This window comes from Martinezella paranaensis, assembly GCF_014200235.1.
GTDB lineage: Bacteria > Pseudomonadota > Alphaproteobacteria > Rhizobiales > Rhizobiaceae > Rhizobium > Rhizobium paranaense.
This window is the reverse complement of record NZ_JACHBI010000001.1, coordinates 645848-665244: the sequence shown is the minus strand read 5'-3', so window position 1 is coordinate 665244 and position 19397 is coordinate 645848. Positions and strand designations below refer to the sequence as shown.

General features: G+C 60.7%; 14 protein-coding genes. 6 read left to right on the top strand and 8 right to left on the bottom strand.

The genetic code is table 11. The annotated features are described in order from the left end of the window. Positions 1–122: 122 nt before the first annotated feature. Entirely contained in the window at positions 123–1913 is a 1791-nt protein-coding gene (gene aspS / locus GGD50_RS03235) for an aspartate--tRNA ligase (RefSeq protein ID WP_107107664.1), read from the bottom strand. Between the two features lie 266 nt (positions 1914–2179). Here aspS and GGD50_RS03230 point away from each other — a divergent pair, with 266 nt between their 5' ends. The 4 genes from GGD50_RS03230 (at position 2180) to GGD50_RS03215 (ending at position 7660) form a co-directional block, all read left to right on the top strand. Next, entirely contained in the window at positions 2180–3574 is a 1395-nt protein-coding gene (locus GGD50_RS03230) for a multicopper oxidase family protein (protein ID WP_107107663.1), read from the top strand. A 165-nt stretch (positions 3575–3739) separates the two neighbouring features. Then, on the top strand, positions 3740–4885 hold the full coding sequence (gene rnd / locus GGD50_RS03225) for a ribonuclease D (protein WP_107107662.1): 1146 nt from the start codon (positions 3740–3742) through the stop codon (positions 4883–4885). Between the two features lie 208 nt (positions 4886–5093). After that, positions 5094–6146, top strand: a complete 1053-nt coding sequence (locus GGD50_RS03220; protein WP_107107661.1) for an adenylate/guanylate cyclase domain-containing protein — start codon at positions 5094–5096, stop codon at positions 6144–6146. A 155-nt stretch (positions 6147–6301) separates the two neighbouring features. After that, the gene (locus tag GGD50_RS03215; protein ID WP_107107660.1) at positions 6302–7660 is read left to right on the top strand and encodes an esterase-like activity of phytase family protein; all 1359 of its coding nucleotides are present in this window, start codon (positions 6302–6304) and stop codon (positions 7658–7660) included. A 40-nt stretch (positions 7661–7700) separates the two neighbouring features. On the opposite strand, the gene ppx is transcribed toward GGD50_RS03215, so the two are convergent. From ppx to GGD50_RS03195, 4 genes are all read right to left on the bottom strand, one after another. Then, entirely contained in the window at positions 7701–9221 is a 1521-nt protein-coding gene (ppx, locus tag GGD50_RS03210; RefSeq protein WP_107107659.1) for an exopolyphosphatase, read from the bottom strand. A gap of 10 nt (positions 9222–9231) precedes the next feature. Continuing rightward, entirely contained in the window at positions 9232–11433 is a 2202-nt protein-coding gene (locus GGD50_RS03205; RefSeq protein WP_107107658.1) for an RNA degradosome polyphosphate kinase, read from the bottom strand. A 77-nt stretch (positions 11434–11510) separates the two neighbouring features. Further along, positions 11511–12224 carry a DnaA regulatory inactivator HdaA gene (hdaA, locus tag GGD50_RS03200; protein WP_107107657.1) on the bottom strand — a complete coding sequence of 238 codons (714 nt, stop codon included), beginning with the start codon at positions 12222–12224 and terminating at the stop codon, positions 11511–11513. Position 12225: 1 nt separating this feature from the next. Next, positions 12226–13356: an AI-2E family transporter gene (locus tag GGD50_RS03195; RefSeq protein WP_107107656.1), complete on the bottom strand. Its 1131-nt coding sequence runs from the start codon at positions 13354–13356 to the stop codon at positions 12226–12228. Positions 13357–13577: 221 nt separating this feature from the next. Between GGD50_RS03195 and purM the strand changes: the two genes are divergently transcribed. Next, positions 13578–14651: a phosphoribosylformylglycinamidine cyclo-ligase gene (purM, locus tag GGD50_RS03190; protein ID WP_107108108.1), complete on the top strand. Its 1074-nt coding sequence runs from the start codon at positions 13578–13580 to the stop codon at positions 14649–14651. After that, positions 14648–15325: a phosphoribosylglycinamide formyltransferase gene (purN, locus tag GGD50_RS03185; RefSeq protein WP_107107655.1), complete on the top strand. Its 678-nt coding sequence runs from the start codon at positions 14648–14650 to the stop codon at positions 15323–15325. The genes purM and purN overlap by 4 nt, the downstream gene beginning before the upstream one ends. 11 nt (positions 15326–15336) lie before the next feature. Here the strand turns inward: purN and GGD50_RS03180 are convergent, their stop codons facing one another. From GGD50_RS03180 to GGD50_RS03170, 3 genes are all read right to left on the bottom strand, one after another. Continuing rightward, the gene (locus GGD50_RS03180; RefSeq protein WP_107107654.1) at positions 15337–16506 is read right to left on the bottom strand and encodes an alpha-D-ribose 1-methylphosphonate 5-triphosphate diphosphatase; all 1170 of its coding nucleotides are present in this window, start codon (positions 16504–16506) and stop codon (positions 15337–15339) included. Between the two features lie 148 nt (positions 16507–16654). Continuing rightward, positions 16655–17248, bottom strand: a complete 594-nt coding sequence (locus GGD50_RS03175) for an NUDIX domain-containing protein (protein WP_107107653.1) — start codon at positions 17246–17248, stop codon at positions 16655–16657. Further along, the gene (locus GGD50_RS03170) at positions 17245–19386 is read right to left on the bottom strand and encodes a molybdopterin-containing oxidoreductase family protein (RefSeq protein ID WP_107107652.1); all 2142 of its coding nucleotides are present in this window, start codon (positions 19384–19386) and stop codon (positions 17245–17247) included. The genes GGD50_RS03175 and GGD50_RS03170 overlap by 4 nt, the downstream gene beginning before the upstream one ends. Positions 19387–19397 lie beyond the last annotated feature (11 nt).

Sequence of the window (19397 nt, the reverse complement as noted above, 5' to 3'; positions counted from 1 at the left end):
TTTCGGTCGCCGGGTTTTTCATGTGCCCCATGCGGCCGCCATTGGCTGAACTTGATGATCAACAAAAAACCCAGCGACCGAAATCGCCGGGTTTTGTATGTCCATCGAAGCCTGTAGAGACCTCAGTCCTTCTTCACCGGCGGCACCGGGCGGATCGCCAGTTCGCGCAATTGCGTCGGCGTTGCCGCTGAGGGAGCGCCCATCAAGAGGTCCTGCGCCTGCTGGTTCATCGGGAACAGCGAGATTTCGCGCAGGTTCTTGGCGCCGACCAGCAGCATGATGATGCGGTCGATACCGAAGGCAGCGCCACCATGCGGAGGCGCGCCGTACTGGAAGGCGCGGTAGAGGCCGCCGAAGCGTTCTTCCACATCAGCCTGGCTGAGCCCGACCTTTTCAAAGGCGGCGACCATGGTTTCCGGCGACTGGTTACGGATCGAACCTGAGGCGATTTCGAAGCCGTTGCAGACGGCGTCGTATTGGAAGGCCTTGATCGTCAGCGGATCTTGGTTCTGGAGCGCCTCAAGACCGCCCTGCGGCATCGAGAACGGGTTGTGTGCGAAATCGACCTTCTTTTCTTCTTCGCTCCATTCGAAGAACGGGAAGTCGACGATCCAGCAAAGCTCGAAACGATCGCGGTCGACCAGGTTCAGTTCCTCGCCGGCCCTGGTGCGGGCTTCGCCGGCAAACTTGTAGAACTTGTCCGGATCGCCGGCGACAAAGAAGCAGGCATCGCCATCGCCGAGACCGAGCTGGGTGCGGATCGCGTCGGTGCGCTCCTCGCCAATGTTCTTGGCAAGTGGGCCGGCACCTTCGAGCTTCTCGCCTTCCTTGCGCCAGAAGATATAGCCGAGGCCAGGCTGGCCCTGGCTCTGCGCCCAGGCGTTCATGCGGTCGCAGAACGCTCTCGAGCCACCGGTCTTGGCCGGGATCGCCCAGACCTGCACCTTCGGGTTCGAGGCGATCATGTTGGCGAAGACCTTGAAGCCGGAGCCGGCGAAATGCTCGGTGACGGCTTCCATGACGATCGGGTTGCGCAGGTCCGGCTTGTCGGAGCCATACTTGCGGATGGCTTCGTCATAAGGAATGCGCGGCCATTCCTTGGTGACCGGCTTGCCTTCGGCAAACTCTTCGAACACCTGGGTCATCAGTGGGCCCATCGTGTTCCAGACGTCCTCCTGGGTGACGAAGCTCATTTCAAGGTCGAGCTGATAGAATTCGCCCGGCAGACGGTCGGCGCGCGGGTCTTCGTCACGGAAGCACGGCGCGATCTGGAAGTAACGGTCGAAGCCAGCGACCATCAGGAGCTGCTTATACTGCTGCGGCGCCTGCGGTAGGGCATAGAACGTGCCGGGATGGATACGGCTCGGCACCAGGAAGTCGCGCGCGCCCTCCGGCGACGATGCCGTCAAGATTGGCGTGGTGTATTCGGTGAAGCCGACTTCGCCCATATGGCGGCGCATGGAGGAGATAACCTGCGTGCGCTTGACGATGTTCCGGTGCAGCGTTTCGCGACGCAGATCGAGGAAGCGGTACTTCAGGCGCACGTCTTCCGGATAGTCCGGCTCGCCGAACACCGGCAGCGGCAATTCCTTGGCGGCGGAGAGCACTTCGATCTCCTGCGCGTAAAGCTCGATCTCGCCCGTCGGCATGTTCTTGTTGATCGTGTCTTCGGTACGGGCCTTCACGAGGCCATCGATGCGGATGACCCACTCGCCGCGCACGGTCTCGGCCAGCTTGAAGGCCGGAGAATCCGGATCGGCGACGACCTGGGTGATGCCATAGTGATCGCGCAGGTCGATGAAGAGCACGCCACCATGATCTCGGACGCGATGAACCCAGCCGGAGATGCGGACGGTCGAACCGACGTCGGACTTGCGCAGGGCGGCGCATGTGTGGCTGCGATAGCGATGCATAGTATATATCCTGGACTTGGCGGACGGCGGCGAATGCGGACGAAAGCCCCTCGCCTGCCGACGAGAAAATCGGGCGGAAAAGCGCATGGTGCGCCTGATTTGTCAAGGCTCGAACGCCTGCGAGTCGGTTTAAAGCTGCTTTCGTGAACTCGCAACATCGACAGCCGGAGGTAGGGATGCGGCAATTCAGCCACCCCAGCGCTATTGCTGAACACCACAGTCAACTTTAAACAGACTTACCTACCCCCGCGCCCTCGGAGCCTCACATGCCCATCCTTACCCGCCGCAATCTTTTGAAAGCCTCCGCCGTTGCCGGTGCCTATGGTGTGGGGCTTGGCATCGCCAGCAGGTTTGGCGGCACAGCGGTAGCGGCGCCGGAACCGCAGGTGTTCAAGGCCGCGAAGATCCAAGCCAATTTGATGGATGCCGGAGCGACCAAGGATGTTCTGACCTATGGTGACGCCGGCATGCCGCCGGTCGTGCGCATGAAGAAGGGCGAGCCCTTCGCCGCTCGCCTGATTAACGGCATCGACGATCCGACGACGATCCACTGGCACGGCATCCGCCTGCCGAACAAGATGGATGGCGTGCCCTTCCTGACGCAGCCTTACGTCTATACCGGCGATCACTTCGATTACGCCTTCACGCCTCCGGACGCCGGTACATTCTGGTATCATCCGCATTGCAATACACTGATCCAGATGGGACACGGCATGACGGGCATCATCGTCGTGGAAAATCCGAAGGACCCGGCATTCGATTCGGAATTGGTTCTCAATCTGCGCGACTGGCGGCTGGGTGGCGACGGCCAGTTCATTGCTCCATTCCGCCCGCGCGATACCGCCAAGTCGGGCACCTATGGGACGGTGCGGACGGCCAACTGGCAGCAGCAGCCGCAATATGACGCGCCCTCCGGCGGATTGGTGCGCCTGCGCCTCGCCATCACCGACGTCACGCGCATCTATTCTTTCCGCGTGGATGGAGCCGAGGCGACGGTGATCGCCATCGACGGCAATCCGGTGCCGCAGCGCTTCCCGCTCGACTTGCTGCAGCTCGGGCCTGGTCAGCGTCTGGAATTGGCCGTGCGCATGCCCGATGACGAAGGCGCGATCGTCAAGCTGGAGGATATCAGGGGCACCGATCCGAAAGTGCTCGCGACGCTACGTTCGGTCGGCAGCTCGCTGAAGCGCGATGTTCGCGATCTGGCGCCTCTCGAAGACAATCCAGTCGCCAAGGCCGATATCGGCTCGGCGGCGCATATTCCGCTGATCCTCAGCGCTACCGCGGAGAACACCGCCGACAACAGCATTTGCGGCTCGCTAGGCTACAGCTTCTGGGCCATCAACAAGGTGCCATGGCCGGGCGACTCGTCCGATCCGACTGCGCCGCTCGCCGAATTGAAGCTCGGCAAGAGCTATGTCATCGACATGGAAAACGTGACGCCGCATACGCATCCGATTCATCTGCACGGCATGAGCTTCACCGTGCTCTCCTCTTCGACGCGCCAGGTGCAGCCGTTCGTCTCCGACACCTACCTGATCCAGCCCAATGAAAAGGTGCAGCTCGGCTTCGTCGCCGACAATCCCGGCGACTGGGTGTTGCATTGCCACATCATCGAACATCAGAAGACGGGCATGACCAGTTATGTGCGTGTAGCTTAACCATGGTCGCAAACGTGCCCTATGCTCGCGCAATGCAAGCTATATGCTTTCAGCGATTATACTTAAAAGCGGTGTCAGCCCGGAGCTTCCCCTTTCGACGTATTGACATATCCGGTTGAAAGGAGAAGGAAGGTTAACGAACTATTTTACCATGAATGTGTTGAGATGATCGAAACTACCGCCCAATTGGAGGCGGCCTGCCAAGAGCTGGCCAAGTCAGAATTCATTACCATCGACACCGAATTCCTGCGAGAGACGACCTTCTGGCCGGAGCTTTGCCTGATCCAGATGGCGAGCCCCACGACCGAAGTGCTGGTCGATCCGCTGGCCAAGGGCCTGGACCTGAAGCCTTTTTTTGAGCTGATGGCCAATCCCGCCGTCATGAAGGTGTTCCACGCCGCACGCCAGGACATCGAAATCATCTTCAATCGCGGCAACCTCATCCCGCATCCGATCTTCGACACGCAGGTCGCCGCCATGGTCTGCGGCTTCGGCGACTCGGTCTCCTACGATCAGCTCGTCAGCCGCATCAAGAACGTCCATATCGACAAGTCCTCGCGCTTTACCGACTGGAGCCGCCGGCCGCTGTCGGAGAAACAGCTCGATTATGCGCTTGCCGACGTCACCCATCTGCGCGATGTCTATCTTTCGCTGAAGGAGCAGCTCGAGCGCGAAGGCCGCGCTTCCTGGCTGCTTGAGGAAATGGCGATCCTCGAAGCGCGCGAAACCTACGACCTGCATCCGGATGATGCCTGGCAGCGGCTGAAGATGCGGCTGCGCAAGCCGCAGGAACTGGCCGTGTTGAAATACGTCGCCGCCTGGCGCGAACGCGAGGCGCGCGCCCGCAACGTGCCGCGCGCCCGCGTGCTGAAAGACGATGGCATCTACGAAATCGCCCAGCAGCAGCCAAAGGACATGGAAGCGCTGGGACGCCTGCGCACGATCCCGAAGGGTTGGGAGCGATCCGCCTCCGGCGCTGCCGTATTGGAGGCAATCACTCAGGCCCTGGCATTGCCCAAGGCCGAGATGCCGCATGTGCCGCGTCATCAGCAGGCGCCGGAAGGCACGGCCGCAGCGGCCGAATTGCTGAAGGTTCTGCTGAAGTTGATCGCCGAGAAACACGGCGTCGCCCCGAAGGTCATCGCCAACAGCGAAGATCTGGACAAGATCGCCGCCGAAGGTGAGAAAGCGGAAGTGGCCGCCCTGACCGGCTGGCGACGTGATCTTTTCGGCGATACGGCGCTGCAGCTTATCCAGGGCCAGGTGGCCTTGCGCTTCGTCGGCAAGCGGGTCGAGACGGTCAGCCTGTAGCCCCAACGACCTTGGCGGACACGCGACGATGCCGACGATTTGGCGGTTGCGTGCCATCCAAAAATAGCGATGCTGGTTGCGAACGCGATTGTGCCGCACATCCGACAGAATGGGCCCTTAGCGCAATCACATATTCGATGGCGCACGGGTCTTTTCTCAAACCAATCCTGGTTTGGGGGCATGCGCCGGCTCTTGGCGGATCGGCAGCATGGGAAGATTCCCTTCGGCGCTTAACTGGATTTTGACCGCGGCCGTTGTCGCCGTCAGCGGCATCCTCTATGGCAGGCTGTTTTTCCACGAGGCGCCGCTGTATATCGGTGCAATCTATGCATTGTTCTGCGGCATGCCGGCGCTTGCCTTCGAACGCCGCATGATCCTGCCACGCTTGAACCATTGGATGCATCGCCTGCCCACGCCGGCCTTTATCGTCTCGGCCTTGGTCGTCGATTTCGCCTTGATCGCCATCGGCTTTGCGATGGCCGGCGGCCTGATGAAATCCCTGCACCTGATTACGGATAGCTGGGCTGACGTCATGCTGCTGAAGATAAATGTCTACATCTATGCCGTCATGGTGACCGCGATCATTATTTTCGTCGGGCGCGTGCGGGAACTGCTTGGCCGCGACGTCTTCCTCAGCCTGTTGACCGGCCGCTATCGTAATCCGGTGCAGGAAGAGCGTGTATTTCTCTTCATTGACCTCGTCGGTTCGACGGCTTTTGCTGAAGAGCATGGCGACCTCAGGACGCAGCAATTCCTGGGCTCGGTATTCAGTGCGCTCGCTGAGCCGGTGCGGCGACACAAGGGCGCGATCGATGACTATATCGGCGACGCCGCCATCATCACCTGGCCGCTCCAACGCGGCGTGAAGAATGCGCGCTGCATTCGCTGCGTTTTCGAAATCCTCGCCGATATCGAGGCGAATGCGGAAACATGGTTGAAATCCTATGGCAGGGTGCCGCGTCTGAGGGCAGCCTTGCATGGCGGCGGCATCGTCACTGCCGAAATCGGCATCGACCACCACAAGATCGCCTATTTCGGCGACACGGTGAACACCACCGCGAGGCTGGAATCTCTATGCAAGACGCTGGATCGCCAGGTGCTGATCTCGGCCGACCTTGCAAGACGGATCGAGCTTCCCGACGACATCGCAAAGGAAGACCTCGGCGACCATGCCGTTCGCGGCCGCGACCAGACGCTTGGGGTGATTGCCCTGCATATGGCGAGACAGCAGACGCGGAAGGCGATAGCCAACGGGCAGTAAGGCACGGAGTCATCATCGTCCGTTGCCTATTGCCCAAAACCTACATTCTATCGGTTGTCCACAGTCACCAAAGCTTCACGTGGACGTTAATTCACCGCCATAGCTCGCCTGTTAAGCGAGGGTTGTTTGCCAATCCCCGCCAACAACGTGACACGATGACCCGAATTCTTTTCGCTTCCACGGCACTTTTTGTTCTGATTGCCGCCGCGGCCCATGCCGATGAAACACAGTTTCCCGCCAAGCTGACCTCGCAGGCCATTCTGCCGGCCAACACCATTATCGCTGCGCCGGCCGATGCACCGGATTTCCTGAAGACCTCCGGCAAGTTCACGACGCCGGATCGCAAGCGCACCGAGGCGCTCGGCACGGTTCCGGGCAAGGACGGCGCCCGCGTGACCGATCTGAAGCTGCCTTTCAACGGCCAGGCGATCCAGGGCTTTTCCGGGATCAAGGCGATGCCGGACGGTAGCTTCTGGACGCTGACCGACAACGGCTTCGGCTCCAAGCAGAATTCGAGCGACGCCATGCTCTTCCTGCACCAGCTCAAATTCGACTGGAACAATGGCAAAGTCGACGTCGTCAAGAACCTGTTCCTGTCCGACCCGAACAAGAAGGCCCCCTTCCCGATCGTCCTCGAAGGCACGGATACCCGCTATCTTACCGGCGCCGACTTCGACATCGAGTCGATCCAACCGGTCGCCGAGGGCTTCTGGATCGGTGATGAATTCGGTCCCTACCTCCTGAAATTCGACACGAATGGCCACCTGACCGACGTTTTCCCGACCACACTCAATGGCAAGCCGGTCATGTCTCCCGACAATGCCCTGCTGCAACTGCCCGGCAATCCGACGCAGAAAATGCCGGCCTTCAACTTGAGGCGCTCCGGTGGCTTCGAAGGTCTTGCCATGTCCAAGGATGGCACCAAGCTTTACGGCCTGCTGGAAGGCGCGATCTATCAGGATGACGGTCAGATGGAGAGCGTCGACGGTCATACGGCAATCCGCGTTATCGAATTCGACGTCGCCTCGAAGAGCTGGACCGGCCATAGCTGGCTTTATCCGTTTGCCGACAAGGGCACCTCGATCGGCGATTTCAACATGCTCGACGAAACCACGGCCCTGGTGATCGAGCGCGACAACGGCGCCGGCACGAAGGACAAGGCCTGCGCCGATCCGAAGCAGCCGAAGCCGGATTGCTTCGAGGCTCCGGCCGAGCTGAAGCGCGTCTACAAGATCGAATTCAACGACGCCAATGCCGGCAAGGCTGTCCGCAAGATCGGCTATATCGATCTACTGCACATCGAAGATCCGGACCACAAGCGTCGCCAGGGCGGCGGTGAAGGCTTTTACGACATGCCCTTCGTTACCATCGAAAACGTCGACCGAGTCGATGCCACCCATATCATCATCGGCAACGACAATAACCTGCCCTTCTCGGCCGGCCGCGCTGTCGACAAGGCAGACGACAACGAGTTCAGCATTCTTGAAGTCGGTGATTTCCTGAACGCGAAATAACAGAAATGTTGGACCTTCTCCCCACGGGGAGAAGGTTTTCCTACTCGAACCGGAAAGCTAGCCGTCTATTCGTCAGCCGGCCCAGTTGCTGCAGCCGGCCTTCCAGCCGTTCGCCGGCGAAGTCGTGGTATTCGGCGGGGACGACAAATTCGAGATCCAGGTCCGGGCTCGGCGAACGTCGAAATGTCAGGGCGCGAACGACGCCCGGCATGGAAGCCGAGAAGAGATAGACGACGCGCAGCAGGCCCCCGAGCAGTTTGGCGCGCTCGACGAGTTGCGGTGTGGCGATTGCCGCCAGCGGTTCTGTGGCGCCGTCATCGTGAAGGCCCTCGAAACGATAGTAGTTGGCGAGCGCGATAAAGGCGCGGCCGGCATGGGTGATGCCGACGAAGGACGTGTGGGCAATGATGTTCAATGCCTGCAGGCCGCGATAATCGGGGTGGGCACGCCAACTGATATCGGCAAGCAAGCAAGCGGCCTGGCGATAGCGGCTCTCCTCCTCCGTCTCGGTCACGCCGAAGAACGGCATCATGCGACCGGTCCACTCGGCAAGCTCGCGAGCATGCTCCGGCGAGCGGGCACGCAGGATGGCAAGTTCGCCGGCGGCGACCAGCAACGGGTCACTATGGCGCTCGGCCTCGGTCAGCAGCGAATAGAGGTAGCCCTCTCGCACGCCCTGGGCCGAGAAGGAGATGATGGAGGGCCTCATTTCCGCCAGCACCTCACGCATGGCCACGGCGCCGAAGGGCAGCAGCAAGCGGCGATGCTTGGAGATGGCCAGCAATGCGGGCTCTTTCGATTCCTTGGCTTCGCTGATCTGATCGAGGAAACGCATCATCTCGTCCAGCGGCACCTCGTAGCCCTGCATCATGTGCAGTGCATATTTACGCATTTCCATGTGCAGCTTGGCGATGTTTCGCCACGTGCCGCCGACTGCGTAAAAGGTGCGTCCCTCGCCATTGCTCAGCAATTTCGCCGTTTTGACATGCTTGCGGGCAAAGCTGCGCGCCCTGGCGAGTGAGCCGTTGGCATATTCCGAAAGCCTGAGGCCGCCGAGCGGCAGGGTGATGCCCTTGCCGATCTCCTTGCCCTTGATGTCGATGAGTTCGAGCGAACCGCCACCAAGGTCGCCGGCAATGCCGTCCGGGCTGAAAAAGCCGCTGATGATGCCAAGCGCAGAAAAACGCGCTTCTTCCTCGCCCGAAAGCACCCGCACCTTGCGCTGCAGGATCGATTCCGCCTGATGGATGAATTCCGGACCGTTGCTTGCCTCACGGGCAGCGGCCGTCGCCAGAACATAGATGGTCGATGCGCGCGCCTGATCGGACAGCGCCTTGAAGCGATGCAGGGCTGAAAGCGCGCGCGCGACGCTCTCCTCGTCCATCCTACCGGTCAGTGCTATGCCTTTGCCAAGGCCGCAAAGCACTTTCTCGTTGAAAAGAATGGTCGGCGACCGCGAGTGGCCTTCATAGACGACAAGACGGACCGAGTTCGATCCGATATCGACAACGGAGACAGGGGCTATACCGGGAAGGCGCCCCTGGGCTTCTGATTCAACCATGCAGGTCCAGTTATATTTTGCGGCCCGACAACAGCCCGGCGATCAGTTTCGGCGCACTGGATTTCAGAGCTTCACCACGGCCCGACAGGCTGGGATTGGTCATGAAATACTGCTGCGCGTTGAATGGCTCCTCACCCTTGCGCACCTCCATGCGCCGCGAAGTACCGTCCGGCAATATCTCGTAGCTCTGCTGATTGTCAATGATATTGCCCAGCATGATCTGCGAAAGCACTTGCTCATGCACGGTCTTATTGGTCAGCGGAACGAGGGTTTCGACGCGGCGGTCAAGGTTTCTCGGCATCATGTCGGCCGAGCCGATATAGACCAGCGCCTTCTCCGACGGCAGGCCTTGGCCATTGCCGAAGCAGAAGATGCGGCTGTGTTCGAGGAAGCGGCCGACGATGGACTTGACGCGGATATTCTCCGAAAGCCCCGGCACCTGCGGACGCAGGCAGCAGATGCCGCGAATGACGAGATCAATCTCGACGCCGGCGTTGCTGGCGCGATAGAGCGCATCGATGATATCGGGATCCACCAGCGAATTCATCTTCATCCAGATCGCCGCCGGCTGGCCGTTTCTGGCGTGCTCGATCTCCTCCTCGATGTGCTGGAGGATGCGCGAGCGGAGCGTATAGGGCGAAACTGCGATCTTCATGCCCTCTTCCGGCTCACCGTAACCGGTGATGAAGTTGAAGATGTTCGCCATGTCGTGGGCGATCTTTGGATCGCAGGTGAAATAGGAAAGGTCCGTGTAGATCTTGGCGGTGATCGGGTGGTAGTTGCCGGTGCCGAGGTGGCAATAGGTGCGCAGCTTGCCGTCTTCACGACGCACGACCATCGACATCTTCGCATGCGTCTTGAGCTCGATGAAGCCGAAGACGACCTGCACGCCGGCGCGTTCCAAATCGCGTGCCCAGCGAATGTTCGCCTCTTCATCAAAGCGAGCCTTGAGCTCGACCAGCGCCGTGACCGATTTGCCCATATCGGCAGCATCGATCAGCGCCCGCACGATCGGGCTGTCGTTGGAGGTGCGATAAAGCGTCTGCTTTATCGCCAGAACGTCAGGATCGCGCGCAGCCTGGAGAAGGAACTGGACCACAACGTCGAAGGATTCATAAGGATGGTGGACCACCATGTCCTTTTCGCGGATCGCGGCGAAACAATCGCCGGCATGTTCGCGGACGCGCTCAGGAAATCGGGCATTGTAAGGCTCGAAGCGTAGATCGTCGCGCGGCGCCTTGGCGATTTCGGACAATGTGTTGAGAGCCAGCAGGCCCGGCAGAACGGCGATGCGGTTTTCCGGTACGTTCAGCGATTCCACGACGAACTGGCGCAGCTCCAGCGGCATTTCCGAGTCGGTCTCGATGCGGATCACCGAGCCGCGGCGGCGGCGCTTCAGCGCTGTTTCGAAGAAACGCACCAGATCTTCGGCTTCTTCTTCGACTTCGATATCGCTGTCTCGGATGATGCGGAAGGTACCCGAACCCTTCACCTCATAGCCTGGATAGAGCCGGTGAATGAAGATATTCACGACATCTTCAAGCGTGATGTAGCGAATAACGTTGCTGGCGTCCGGCAAACGGACGAAGCGGTCGAGCGCCGGCGGCAGACGCAGCAGCGCCGTCATCGGCTCGCGGCCGTTCATGCTGTTCAGTTGCAGCGCGATCGAGAAGCCGAGGTTCGGAATGAACGGGAACGGATGCGCCGGGTCGATGGATAGCGGCGTCAGAACCGGAAAGATCGCCTGATCGAATTCGTTGGCAAGCCACTGCTTGTCGACCTCGGAAAGCGCCGGCGGGCGGACGATCAGAATGTCTTCCTTGGCAAGATACTGCTGCAGCACGGCAAGCGACGCCTGCTGCTCCATCTGCAAATTGTCGATTTCGCGCAGGATGTCGTCGAGCTGTTCGGCCGGTGTCTTACCGTCCGGAGTGCGCATCAGAATCTTCTGGCGGACCTGGCCTTCGAGGCCGGCGACGCGCACCATGAAGAACTCATCGAGGTTGGCGGCGGAAATGGAAAGGAAACGGATGCGCTCCAGAAGCGGATGCGCCGTGTTCAGGGTTTCCTCAAGAACGCGGCGATTGAACTGCAGCCAGGAGAATTCGCGATTGATGAAGCGCTCGGGGCTGGTCAGCAACTCGTTGATCGGCGGCGCGGCCTCCGGGGCTTGCTGATTGGCGTCCTGATGTTCCGTTAATGCCGAGTCCATGTTCCACCTGCCCTATCTTAGAACCTTGCGCCACGTATAGCAGTTTGACGACGGAACTGTGACAGTTTCCCGATCGGTCAATCGGCCGGGGCGGAATTACCCAATTCGTTCAATACTTCAGCGGCCAAAATGCGTGTTATCCTGGTGCCACGGCCGAGCGCGAGGCGGTCCAGCCGGTCGACGATCAACTGGGCGGCATTCAGCGAACGCTCCATGCGATTGACGATATAGAGCACAAGTTTGTCATCGATATAAAGCTGGCGGTCGGCGAAGAGCTTTACGATCACCTGCGACAACAATTCCTCATCCGGTTCGCCGATCTCGACCACCGTTGCCGCCTTCAGTCGCGAGCGCAGATCGGGCAGCGTTACCGGCCAGGACATCGGCCAGAGCCTGCTGGTCATCAGTAAGCCCGTGCCGTTTTCCCTAACGCTGTTGATGACGTGGAAAAGCTCGGTGTCGTCGAAGCCCAGGCGATCGACGTCCTCGAAGATGACCGGACTGTTCGCGGCCGCTACTGCCGCTCCGGAGCCGGCTTTCGGATGAATGGCGATTGCGCCACTCCTCTCGCGCCAGATACTGGCAAGATGCGATTTTCCCGAACCGACCGGCCCGGCGAGAATGACGACCGGCGACGGCCAGTGCGGCCATGAATCGACTATCTTTACTGCCGCGCTCAAGGGATCGGCGACCAGCAGATCATCGCGGCCGGTCGCTGCGTCGTGCGTAAAAGCCAGGGGTAGCTGTTCGGCGGGCTTGCGCCTCAAATCAGCGTTCTTCGCGTCGGTCATGCTATTTGTTCTCAGAACTGCCGGCCTTGGTTTTGCGCGTCTTGCCGGCTTCCGAGCGTCCATAATAGAGGTCGCTTTGAAGGTAGCGCGAAAGGGCGAAACGGACAAGGACGCCACACGCGGCCGCGGCCGGAACGGCGACCAGCAGACCGACGAAACCAAAGAGCGCGCCGAAGGCAAAAAGGGCGAACATCAGCCAGACCGGATGCAGGCCGACGCTTTCGCCGACCAGCTTCGGCTGCAGCACGTTGCCTTCCAGGAACTGGCCAGTGAAAAAGACGGCCAGCGTGAGGCCGACCCAGAGATAATCCGGCCAGAACTGCACCAGGGCGACGCTCAGCGCCAGGAAGAGACCGACGAGCGAACCGACATAGGGGATGAAGCTGATCATGCCGGCGAACAGACCGATCAACAGGCCGAAGTTCAGACCCACCAGCGACAGGCCGACACCGTAATAGACGCCCAAGATGATGCAGAGCGAGCCCTGGCCGCGGATGAAGCCGGCGATCGCCTGATCCACCTCCCGGGCGATCTGGCGCACGGTCGAGACATGATCGCGCGGAATCCAGGCATCGACCTTGGCGATCATGCGGTCCCAGTCGAGCAATATATAGAAGGCGACGACGGGAGTGACGATCATCAGCGAAATGATGTTGACCAGCGTCTTGCCGGAACTCCAGATCTGCGCAAACAGGCCGCCGACGAAGCTCAGGCCGTCAGACAAAATGTTGGAGAAATTATCCTTGATGGCGCCGAGCTGATCGCGAATCCAAACCGGCAGCATCGTCGTCTGGGTATGGGCGATGAACTTCTGGAATTGCTGCACATAGCCCGGTATATGTTGAATGAAATCATTGAACTGGTTGATGATGATCGGAATGAAGATCGTCAGCGCCAATGCAAAGACCAGCACGAAGGCAACGAGGATCACCACCGTCGCCATGAAGCGGCTGAGACCGATCCTTTCCAGCCGATCGGCGACCGGATCAAGGAAATAGGCAACCGACATGCCGGCGATGAAGGGCAAGAGAATCGAGCTGAAGAGATAGAGAAAAACGATGAAGGCGACGAGCACGAGCACCCAGAAGATGACCTGGCGCTTGAGGCTCGCTCCGCTGACTTGTTGCTCCATCGACTTCCCCATTCTTCGCCGCCTGTTGCCGCCCGCTTAGGACATAGGATGACGCCGCAATTATGGTCAAGCCTACGGCCGGAAATCGGCCTTGGAGCGCTGTGAAGCGGGGAAAATCGAGGGTTTGCCTGCGCTAGCGCCTTGCATAAAGGTTCCTGTCATGCAATGGCGACCCGATTAAAATTGTTCCAATTGGAACGATGGCCACCGGAGGCGAAAGCATGAGCCAGTCTGGAAAAAACGGTCTGACCTATAGCGACGCGGGCGTCGATATCGATGCCGGCAATCTGCTGGTCGAAAAGATCAAGCCGGCGGTTCGTTCGACCCGCCGCCCCGGCGCCGACGGCGAAATCGGCGGCTTCGGCGGCCTCTTCGACCTGAAGGCGGCGGGCTTCACCGATCCGGTGCTGGTGGCCGCCAATGACGGCGTCGGCACGAAGCTGAAGATCGCCATCGACGCGAATTATCACGACACCGTCGGCATCGATCTCGTTGCCATGTGCGTCAACGATCTCGTGGTACAAGGCGCCGAGCCACTGTTCTTCCTCGACTACTTTGCGACCGGCAAGCTCGATCCCGATCAGGGTGCTGCGATCGTCGGCGGCATTGCGGCCGGCTGCCGCGAGGCGGGCTGCGCGCTGATCGGCGGCGAGACGGCGGAAATGCCGGGCATGTATTCCGATGGTGACTACGATTTGGCCGGCTTCGCCGTGGGCGCGGCCGAGCGCGGGCAGCTTCTGCCCTCCGGCGACATTGCCGAGGGTGACGTCATTCTCGGCCTCGCCTCCTCCGGCGTGCATTCCAACGGTTTCTCACTGGTGCGCAAGATCGTCAGCCTCTCCGGCCTTGGTTGGGATGCGCCAGCCCCCTTCGCCGATGGCAAGGCGCTCGGCGAAGCCCTGCTGACGCCGACGCGCATCTATGTGAAGCCGCTTTTGAAGGCGATCCGCGAGACCCGGGCCATCAAGGCACTCGCCCACATCACCGGCGGCGGCTTCCCGGAGAATATTCCGCGGGTACTGCCGAAGCATCTTGCGGCAGAGATCGACTTGGCGGCCGTCAAGGTTCCGCCGGTCTTCTCCTGGCTTGCCAAAACGGGCGGCGTCGAGGCCAAGGAAATGCTGCGCACCTTCAACTGCGGCATCGGCATGATCGCCGTCGTCGCGGCCGAGAATGTCGAGGCCGTCAAGGCAGCGCTTGAGGCAGAAGGCGAAAGCATCGTTACGCTGGGCCGTATGATCGCCCGCGACGAAGGCGCTGCCGGCACCGTCTACAAGGGCACGCTGGCGATATGAGTTCGGCCCGCAAACGCGTCGTCGTCTTCATCTCGGGCAGCGGCTCCAACATGATGGCGCTGGTCAAGGCTGCTGCGGCGTCGGATTATCCGGCCGAGATCGTCGGTGTGATCTCCGACAAAGCGGATGCCGGCGGTTTGGCGAAAGCCGCTGCAGAGGGCATCGCCACCTTCGCCTTCGTGCGCAAGGATTTTGCCAGCAAGGACGCACATGAGGAGGCGATCCTCGCGCAGCTCAATGCACTATCGCCCGACATCATCTGCCTTGCCGGCTATATGCGCCTGCTCTCCGGCCGCTTCATCCAGCGCTACGAAGGCCGGATCATCAATATCCACCCCTCGCTGCTGCCGCTTTTTCCCGGCCTGCATACACACCAGCGTGCCATCGATGCAGGCCAGCGGATCGCCGGCTGCACCGTGCATTTCGTCACCGAAGGCATGGACGAAGGCCCAGCGATCGGCCAGGCTGCCGTGCCGGTGCTGACCGACGATACGGCCGAAACGCTTGCCGCCCGCGTGCTGACGATCGAGCATCAGCTCTATCCGCAGTCGCTCCGATTGCTGGCGCAAGGCAAGGTGCGCATGGAGGGTGGCAAGGCAATTGCTGCCGCCAAGACACCCGTCGCCCGCGGGGCCCAGATCATGTCACTACTCGGTGATATCAGCCAGATCTAACCGCGTTTCCTTTACGCAGCCATCGCCATCAAGGGATGAAGCGTGCCGTCGCTGTAGACGACGCGTCCGTTGCGGAAGGTTGCGCGGATGCGGTGAACGGCGCCATGCTCGACGGCCACCAGATCGGCCTTCTGGCCGACGGCGATCTCGCCGCGATCCGTGAGACCCGCAGCACGCGCGGCACCAGCGGTCGCCATGGCCACGGCTGCCGGGAGACCGCCACTGGCTACGTCAGCGATCTTGAAGATCGCCGGCACGAAGGCGGCCGGGTGATAATCGGCGGCGATGATGCCAAGCAGGCTGGCGCCGGCGGCTTCGAGCGCGCTCAAATTTCCGGACATGGACTGGCCGCGCAAGGCATTCGGCGCGCCCATCAGCGTCCAGAGGCCGCGACGGCGGGCCTCTTCGGCAGCCGGCAGCGTCACCGGGAACTCGCTGATCGTGACACCGAGATCGAACATTTCGGCTACTTTTTCCGCGCTGTCATCGTCATGAGAGGCGAGCGACAGCTTGTGCTTCAAGGACAGGCCGACGATATCGCGGAGCTTGTGTTCGATATCCGGGTCCTGCCGCATCGCGATGCGTCGCGCCAGCACTTCCTCGGCAGCTTCGCGGGTGATGCCGCGACGCTCGGACATGCTGAGGATATAACTTTCGATATCGTTGTATTGCCCCTGCCCCGGCGTATGGTCCGTCAGCGACACCATATCGACGAAACCATCTTCCAGCAGCCGCTCCAGCGTCGGTGCCGCGCCGATGTTGGTGATCTCGTAGCGCGCGTGAACGCGGTGGTCGATCAGCAGATGGTCGCGCAGGCTGTTGATGCCCTTGATCACCGCCGAGGTGGTTTCCAGCGAGCGCACGTGGCCATAGACACTTTCGGTGGCGAAGGAAACGGCGGCATAGGCGGTGGTGACACCGGCTGCGGCGAGCTTCTTGTCGAGTTCATGAATACCGAAATCGATCGGCATCGTCGCATTCGGCCGCGGCGCGATTTCGCGCTCGATCATGTCGCCGTGCAGATCGACGAAGCCCGGCATCATCAGCCGTCCGCCGCCATCGAATGTCGGAGCCTCCACCAACTCGGGCCGGATCTCGGCGATCACGCCATCCTCAATACGAACAGAGCCTTGATCGACGACTTCATCGGGAAGAACAAGCGTGAAATTGCTGAGCCACATCGGCTTTCTCCTCAAATAGCGTCAATCGTTTTGGAGGTATGGTAGTCCGGACCTATTCCGGCAAGCGCTCCTCGGTAGTCGCGATTCGTGACATCATAATGAAAGCTACGGCATTGATTTTGGCAGCGCTTGCGCGCTTCCGAACGGCCTATTTCAGGCTTGCCCTGTTCAAGATCGCCCACTGCAACAGCATGATCGTCTTGGCGTCGTAGATCTCGCCGGCTTCGATCATCGCCATGGTTTCGGTGAGCGGTACTTCGAGAACCTCGATATCCTCATGTTCATGGGCAAGCCCGCCGCCGTCACCGATGCGGTCCGCCGTATCGACCACAGCGGCAAAGAAATGGATGATCTCGGTGACAGCGCCCGGCGAGGTGAATGCCTTGAACAGAAAACGGACCTCACGAACACGGAAGCCGGTTTCCTCCATTGCCTCGCGGCGGATCGCCTCTTCCGGGTGATCGCCATCGAGCAAGCCGGCCGGTACTTCGATCATCCAGGCGGGAAAGCCGGTGAGATGGGCAGGCAGACGGAACTGCCGCACAAGGATGACCTTTTCGCGCTTGGGGTCGTAGAGCAGGATGCAGGCGGCCGGCGTGCGGTGATAGATTTCCCGCTTCACCCGATGCGTCTCGCCCGCCGAATCCGTGTAGTCGATGTCGAAGGTGCTGAGCCGCGTCCATTGGTCGGAAAGCGTCTTCTCGCTGACGATCTCGACCTTCGCCTTGTCGAACTTGTTCATGCTCTATCCCTGCGCAACCAAACCTTGTTATCGTGGACGGCAGCGCCGCCATAGGGGGCGACGGGATCGGCGCCGGTCAGAACATTGATCCCTTCGCCATCGACATGCGCCTTGTTCGGCCACAGACCTTCGGCGATCAGCACGCCGGGCTTCACTTCGGTCGTGATGCGCGCATGAATGCGGATATCGCCTCTGAGATTGCCGAGCTGAACGAGGTCGCCATGGGCGATGTCCAACGCCGCCGCATCCGCCGGATTGATCATCACTTCCGGGCGGCCTTCCTTCTGGCGGGAGGTCTTCGTTTCCGCAAAGCTCGAATTCAAGAAATTGCGCGAGGGCGATGTGGCAAGCCGGAACGGATGATCGGAATCGGCAACTTCGATGACGTCGACCTGATCCGGAAATTGCGGCAGCTCGACATGCGGCCCAAGCAGGCCGACGGCCTCCGGCGGCCGGTTCGGGGCCGGCTGGTTGCTCCAGTCGGGACGGAAGCGGAACTTGCCGTCGGGATGGGCAAAACCGTTGAGGAAATGCGCGTCCTCGAAAGCTGGCTGCCGATCGAACCATTTATACTCGAGAAAATGATCGTAATCCGGCAGGGCGCTTCGCTCCAGAATACGATCGATCATCTCGCGGGCCGAAAATCCGAAGCCGGGACGATCGGCGACGCCGAGGCGCTTGGCCAGTTCCTCGATGACGAAGAGATTGCTGCGGACCGTCGATGGCGGCTCGACCAGCTTGGGGCCAAGCAGGATGTGGTTCTGCCCGCCGGCGCGGTAGATGTCGTTATGCTCGACGAACATGGTGGCGGGGATGACGATATCGGCCATTTCAGCGGTATCGGTCATGAACTGTTCGTGCACGGCGACGAAGAGATCGTTACGGGCAAAGCCGCGCTTCACCAGCCGCTGTTCCGGCGCGATGTTTACCGGATTGGTGTTCTGGATCAGCATGGCCGTCACAGGCCCACGATGGCGCAAAGCGACGGCGTCGCCGGTCAGCGCCCGGCCGATCTGCGACTGGTCGATCATGCGGATATCAGCGTCCAGCATCGAGCGGCCTGTCAGCTCGCTCGAATCCATGCGGAAGATATCGCTGTTAGAATGGAAAGCGCCGCCGCCTTCATATTGCCAGGAGCCGAGCACGGTGGCGATGGAAGCTGCCGCGTGCATCGCCACCGCACCGTTGCGCTGACGGGTGAAGCCGTAGCCGAGACGGAAATAGGTCTTCTTTGTCGTCCCGACGAGTTTGGCGAAGGCTTCGATCTCATCGACGGACAGGCCGGTGATTACAGCCGCCCATTCCGGCGTCTTGGCCTTGAGATGCGCTTCAAGACCGGCCGGGTCATCGGCATATTTCGCCATATAGGCGCGATCGGCATAACCGTCGCGGAAGGCGATATGCATGACGGCGCAGGCGAGCGCGGCATCCGTACCCGGCTTGACGATCAGCGCCATATCGGCCTGCTTCATCGTCGGATTGTCGTAGATATCGATGACGACGATCTTGGCGCCGCGCTCTTTGCGCGACTTCACCGCATGGGTCATCACGTTGACCTGGGTCGCGACCGCGTTGGTGCCCCATATGACCACGCAATCGGTACGGCCCATCTCGCGCGGATCGGGACCGCGCAGCGTACCCGTCGCCATGGTGAAGCCCGTCCAGGCGGGGTTCGTGCAGATCGAGGAAAAGAAGCCGGAATAGCGCTTGGCATGGCGCAGGCGATTGATGGAATCGCGCTGAACCCAGCCCATGGTGCCGGCGTAGTAATAGGGCCAGACCGACTCGCTACCATCTTTTGCCTCAGCCTTGACGAAAGCATTGGCGATTTCATCCAGCGCGTCGTCCCAGGAGATTTCCTGCCAGCGGCCCTCTCCCTTGGCGCCGGCGCGGCGCAGCGGCTTCATCAGGCGATCCGGATGGTAAAGCCGCTCGGCGTAGCGGGCGACCTTGGCGCAGATGACGCCCGACGTGTAGGAATGGTCACCCGCGCCGCGCACGCGGCCGATCCGGCCATCCTCCGTCAGATCGATCTCCAGCGCGCAGGTGGAGGGACAGTCATGCGGACAGGCTGTGTGTCCGATCCGCGATTTGGCGTGAATAGGGGTCGCAATGTTCATAGCGTTTGTATATTTCATGCCTTGTCCGG

What these genes read in the sequence shown, in the direction of transcription:
- aspS (WP_107107664.1), bottom strand. Translation starts at nt 1,913, where the DNA reads ATGCATCGCTATCGCAGCCACACATGCGCCGCCCTGCGCAAGTCCGAC.
- purN (WP_107107655.1), top strand. Translation starts at nt 14,648, where the DNA reads ATGAGTTCGGCCCGCAAACGCGTCGTCGTCTTCATCTCGGGCAGCGGC.
- GGD50_RS03230 (WP_107107663.1), top strand. Translation starts at nt 2,180, where the DNA reads ATGCCCATCCTTACCCGCCGCAATCTTTTGAAAGCCTCCGCCGTTGCC.
- GGD50_RS03195 (WP_107107656.1), bottom strand. Translation starts at nt 13,356, where the DNA reads ATGGAGCAACAAGTCAGCGGAGCGAGCCTCAAGCGCCAGGTCATCTTC.
- GGD50_RS03205 (WP_107107658.1), bottom strand. Translation starts at nt 11,433, where the DNA reads ATGGACTCGGCATTAACGGAACATCAGGACGCCAATCAGCAAGCCCCG.
- GGD50_RS03220 (WP_107107661.1), top strand. Translation starts at nt 5,094, where the DNA reads ATGGGAAGATTCCCTTCGGCGCTTAACTGGATTTTGACCGCGGCCGTT.
- rnd (WP_107107662.1), top strand. Translation starts at nt 3,740, where the DNA reads ATGATCGAAACTACCGCCCAATTGGAGGCGGCCTGCCAAGAGCTGGCC.
- purM (WP_107108108.1), top strand. Translation starts at nt 13,578, where the DNA reads ATGAGCCAGTCTGGAAAAAACGGTCTGACCTATAGCGACGCGGGCGTC.
- GGD50_RS03180 (WP_107107654.1), bottom strand. Translation starts at nt 16,506, where the DNA reads ATGTGGCTCAGCAATTTCACGCTTGTTCTTCCCGATGAAGTCGTCGAT.
- ppx (WP_107107659.1), bottom strand. Translation starts at nt 9,221, where the DNA reads ATGGTTGAATCAGAAGCCCAGGGGCGCCTTCCCGGTATAGCCCCTGTC.
- GGD50_RS03215 (WP_107107660.1), top strand. Translation starts at nt 6,302, where the DNA reads ATGACCCGAATTCTTTTCGCTTCCACGGCACTTTTTGTTCTGATTGCC.
- GGD50_RS03170 (WP_107107652.1), bottom strand. Translation starts at nt 19,386, where the DNA reads ATGAAATATACAAACGCTATGAACATTGCGACCCCTATTCACGCCAAA.
- GGD50_RS03175 (WP_107107653.1), bottom strand. Translation starts at nt 17,248, where the DNA reads ATGAACAAGTTCGACAAGGCGAAGGTCGAGATCGTCAGCGAGAAGACG.
- hdaA (WP_107107657.1), bottom strand. Translation starts at nt 12,224, where the DNA reads ATGACCGACGCGAAGAACGCTGATTTGAGGCGCAAGCCCGCCGAACAG.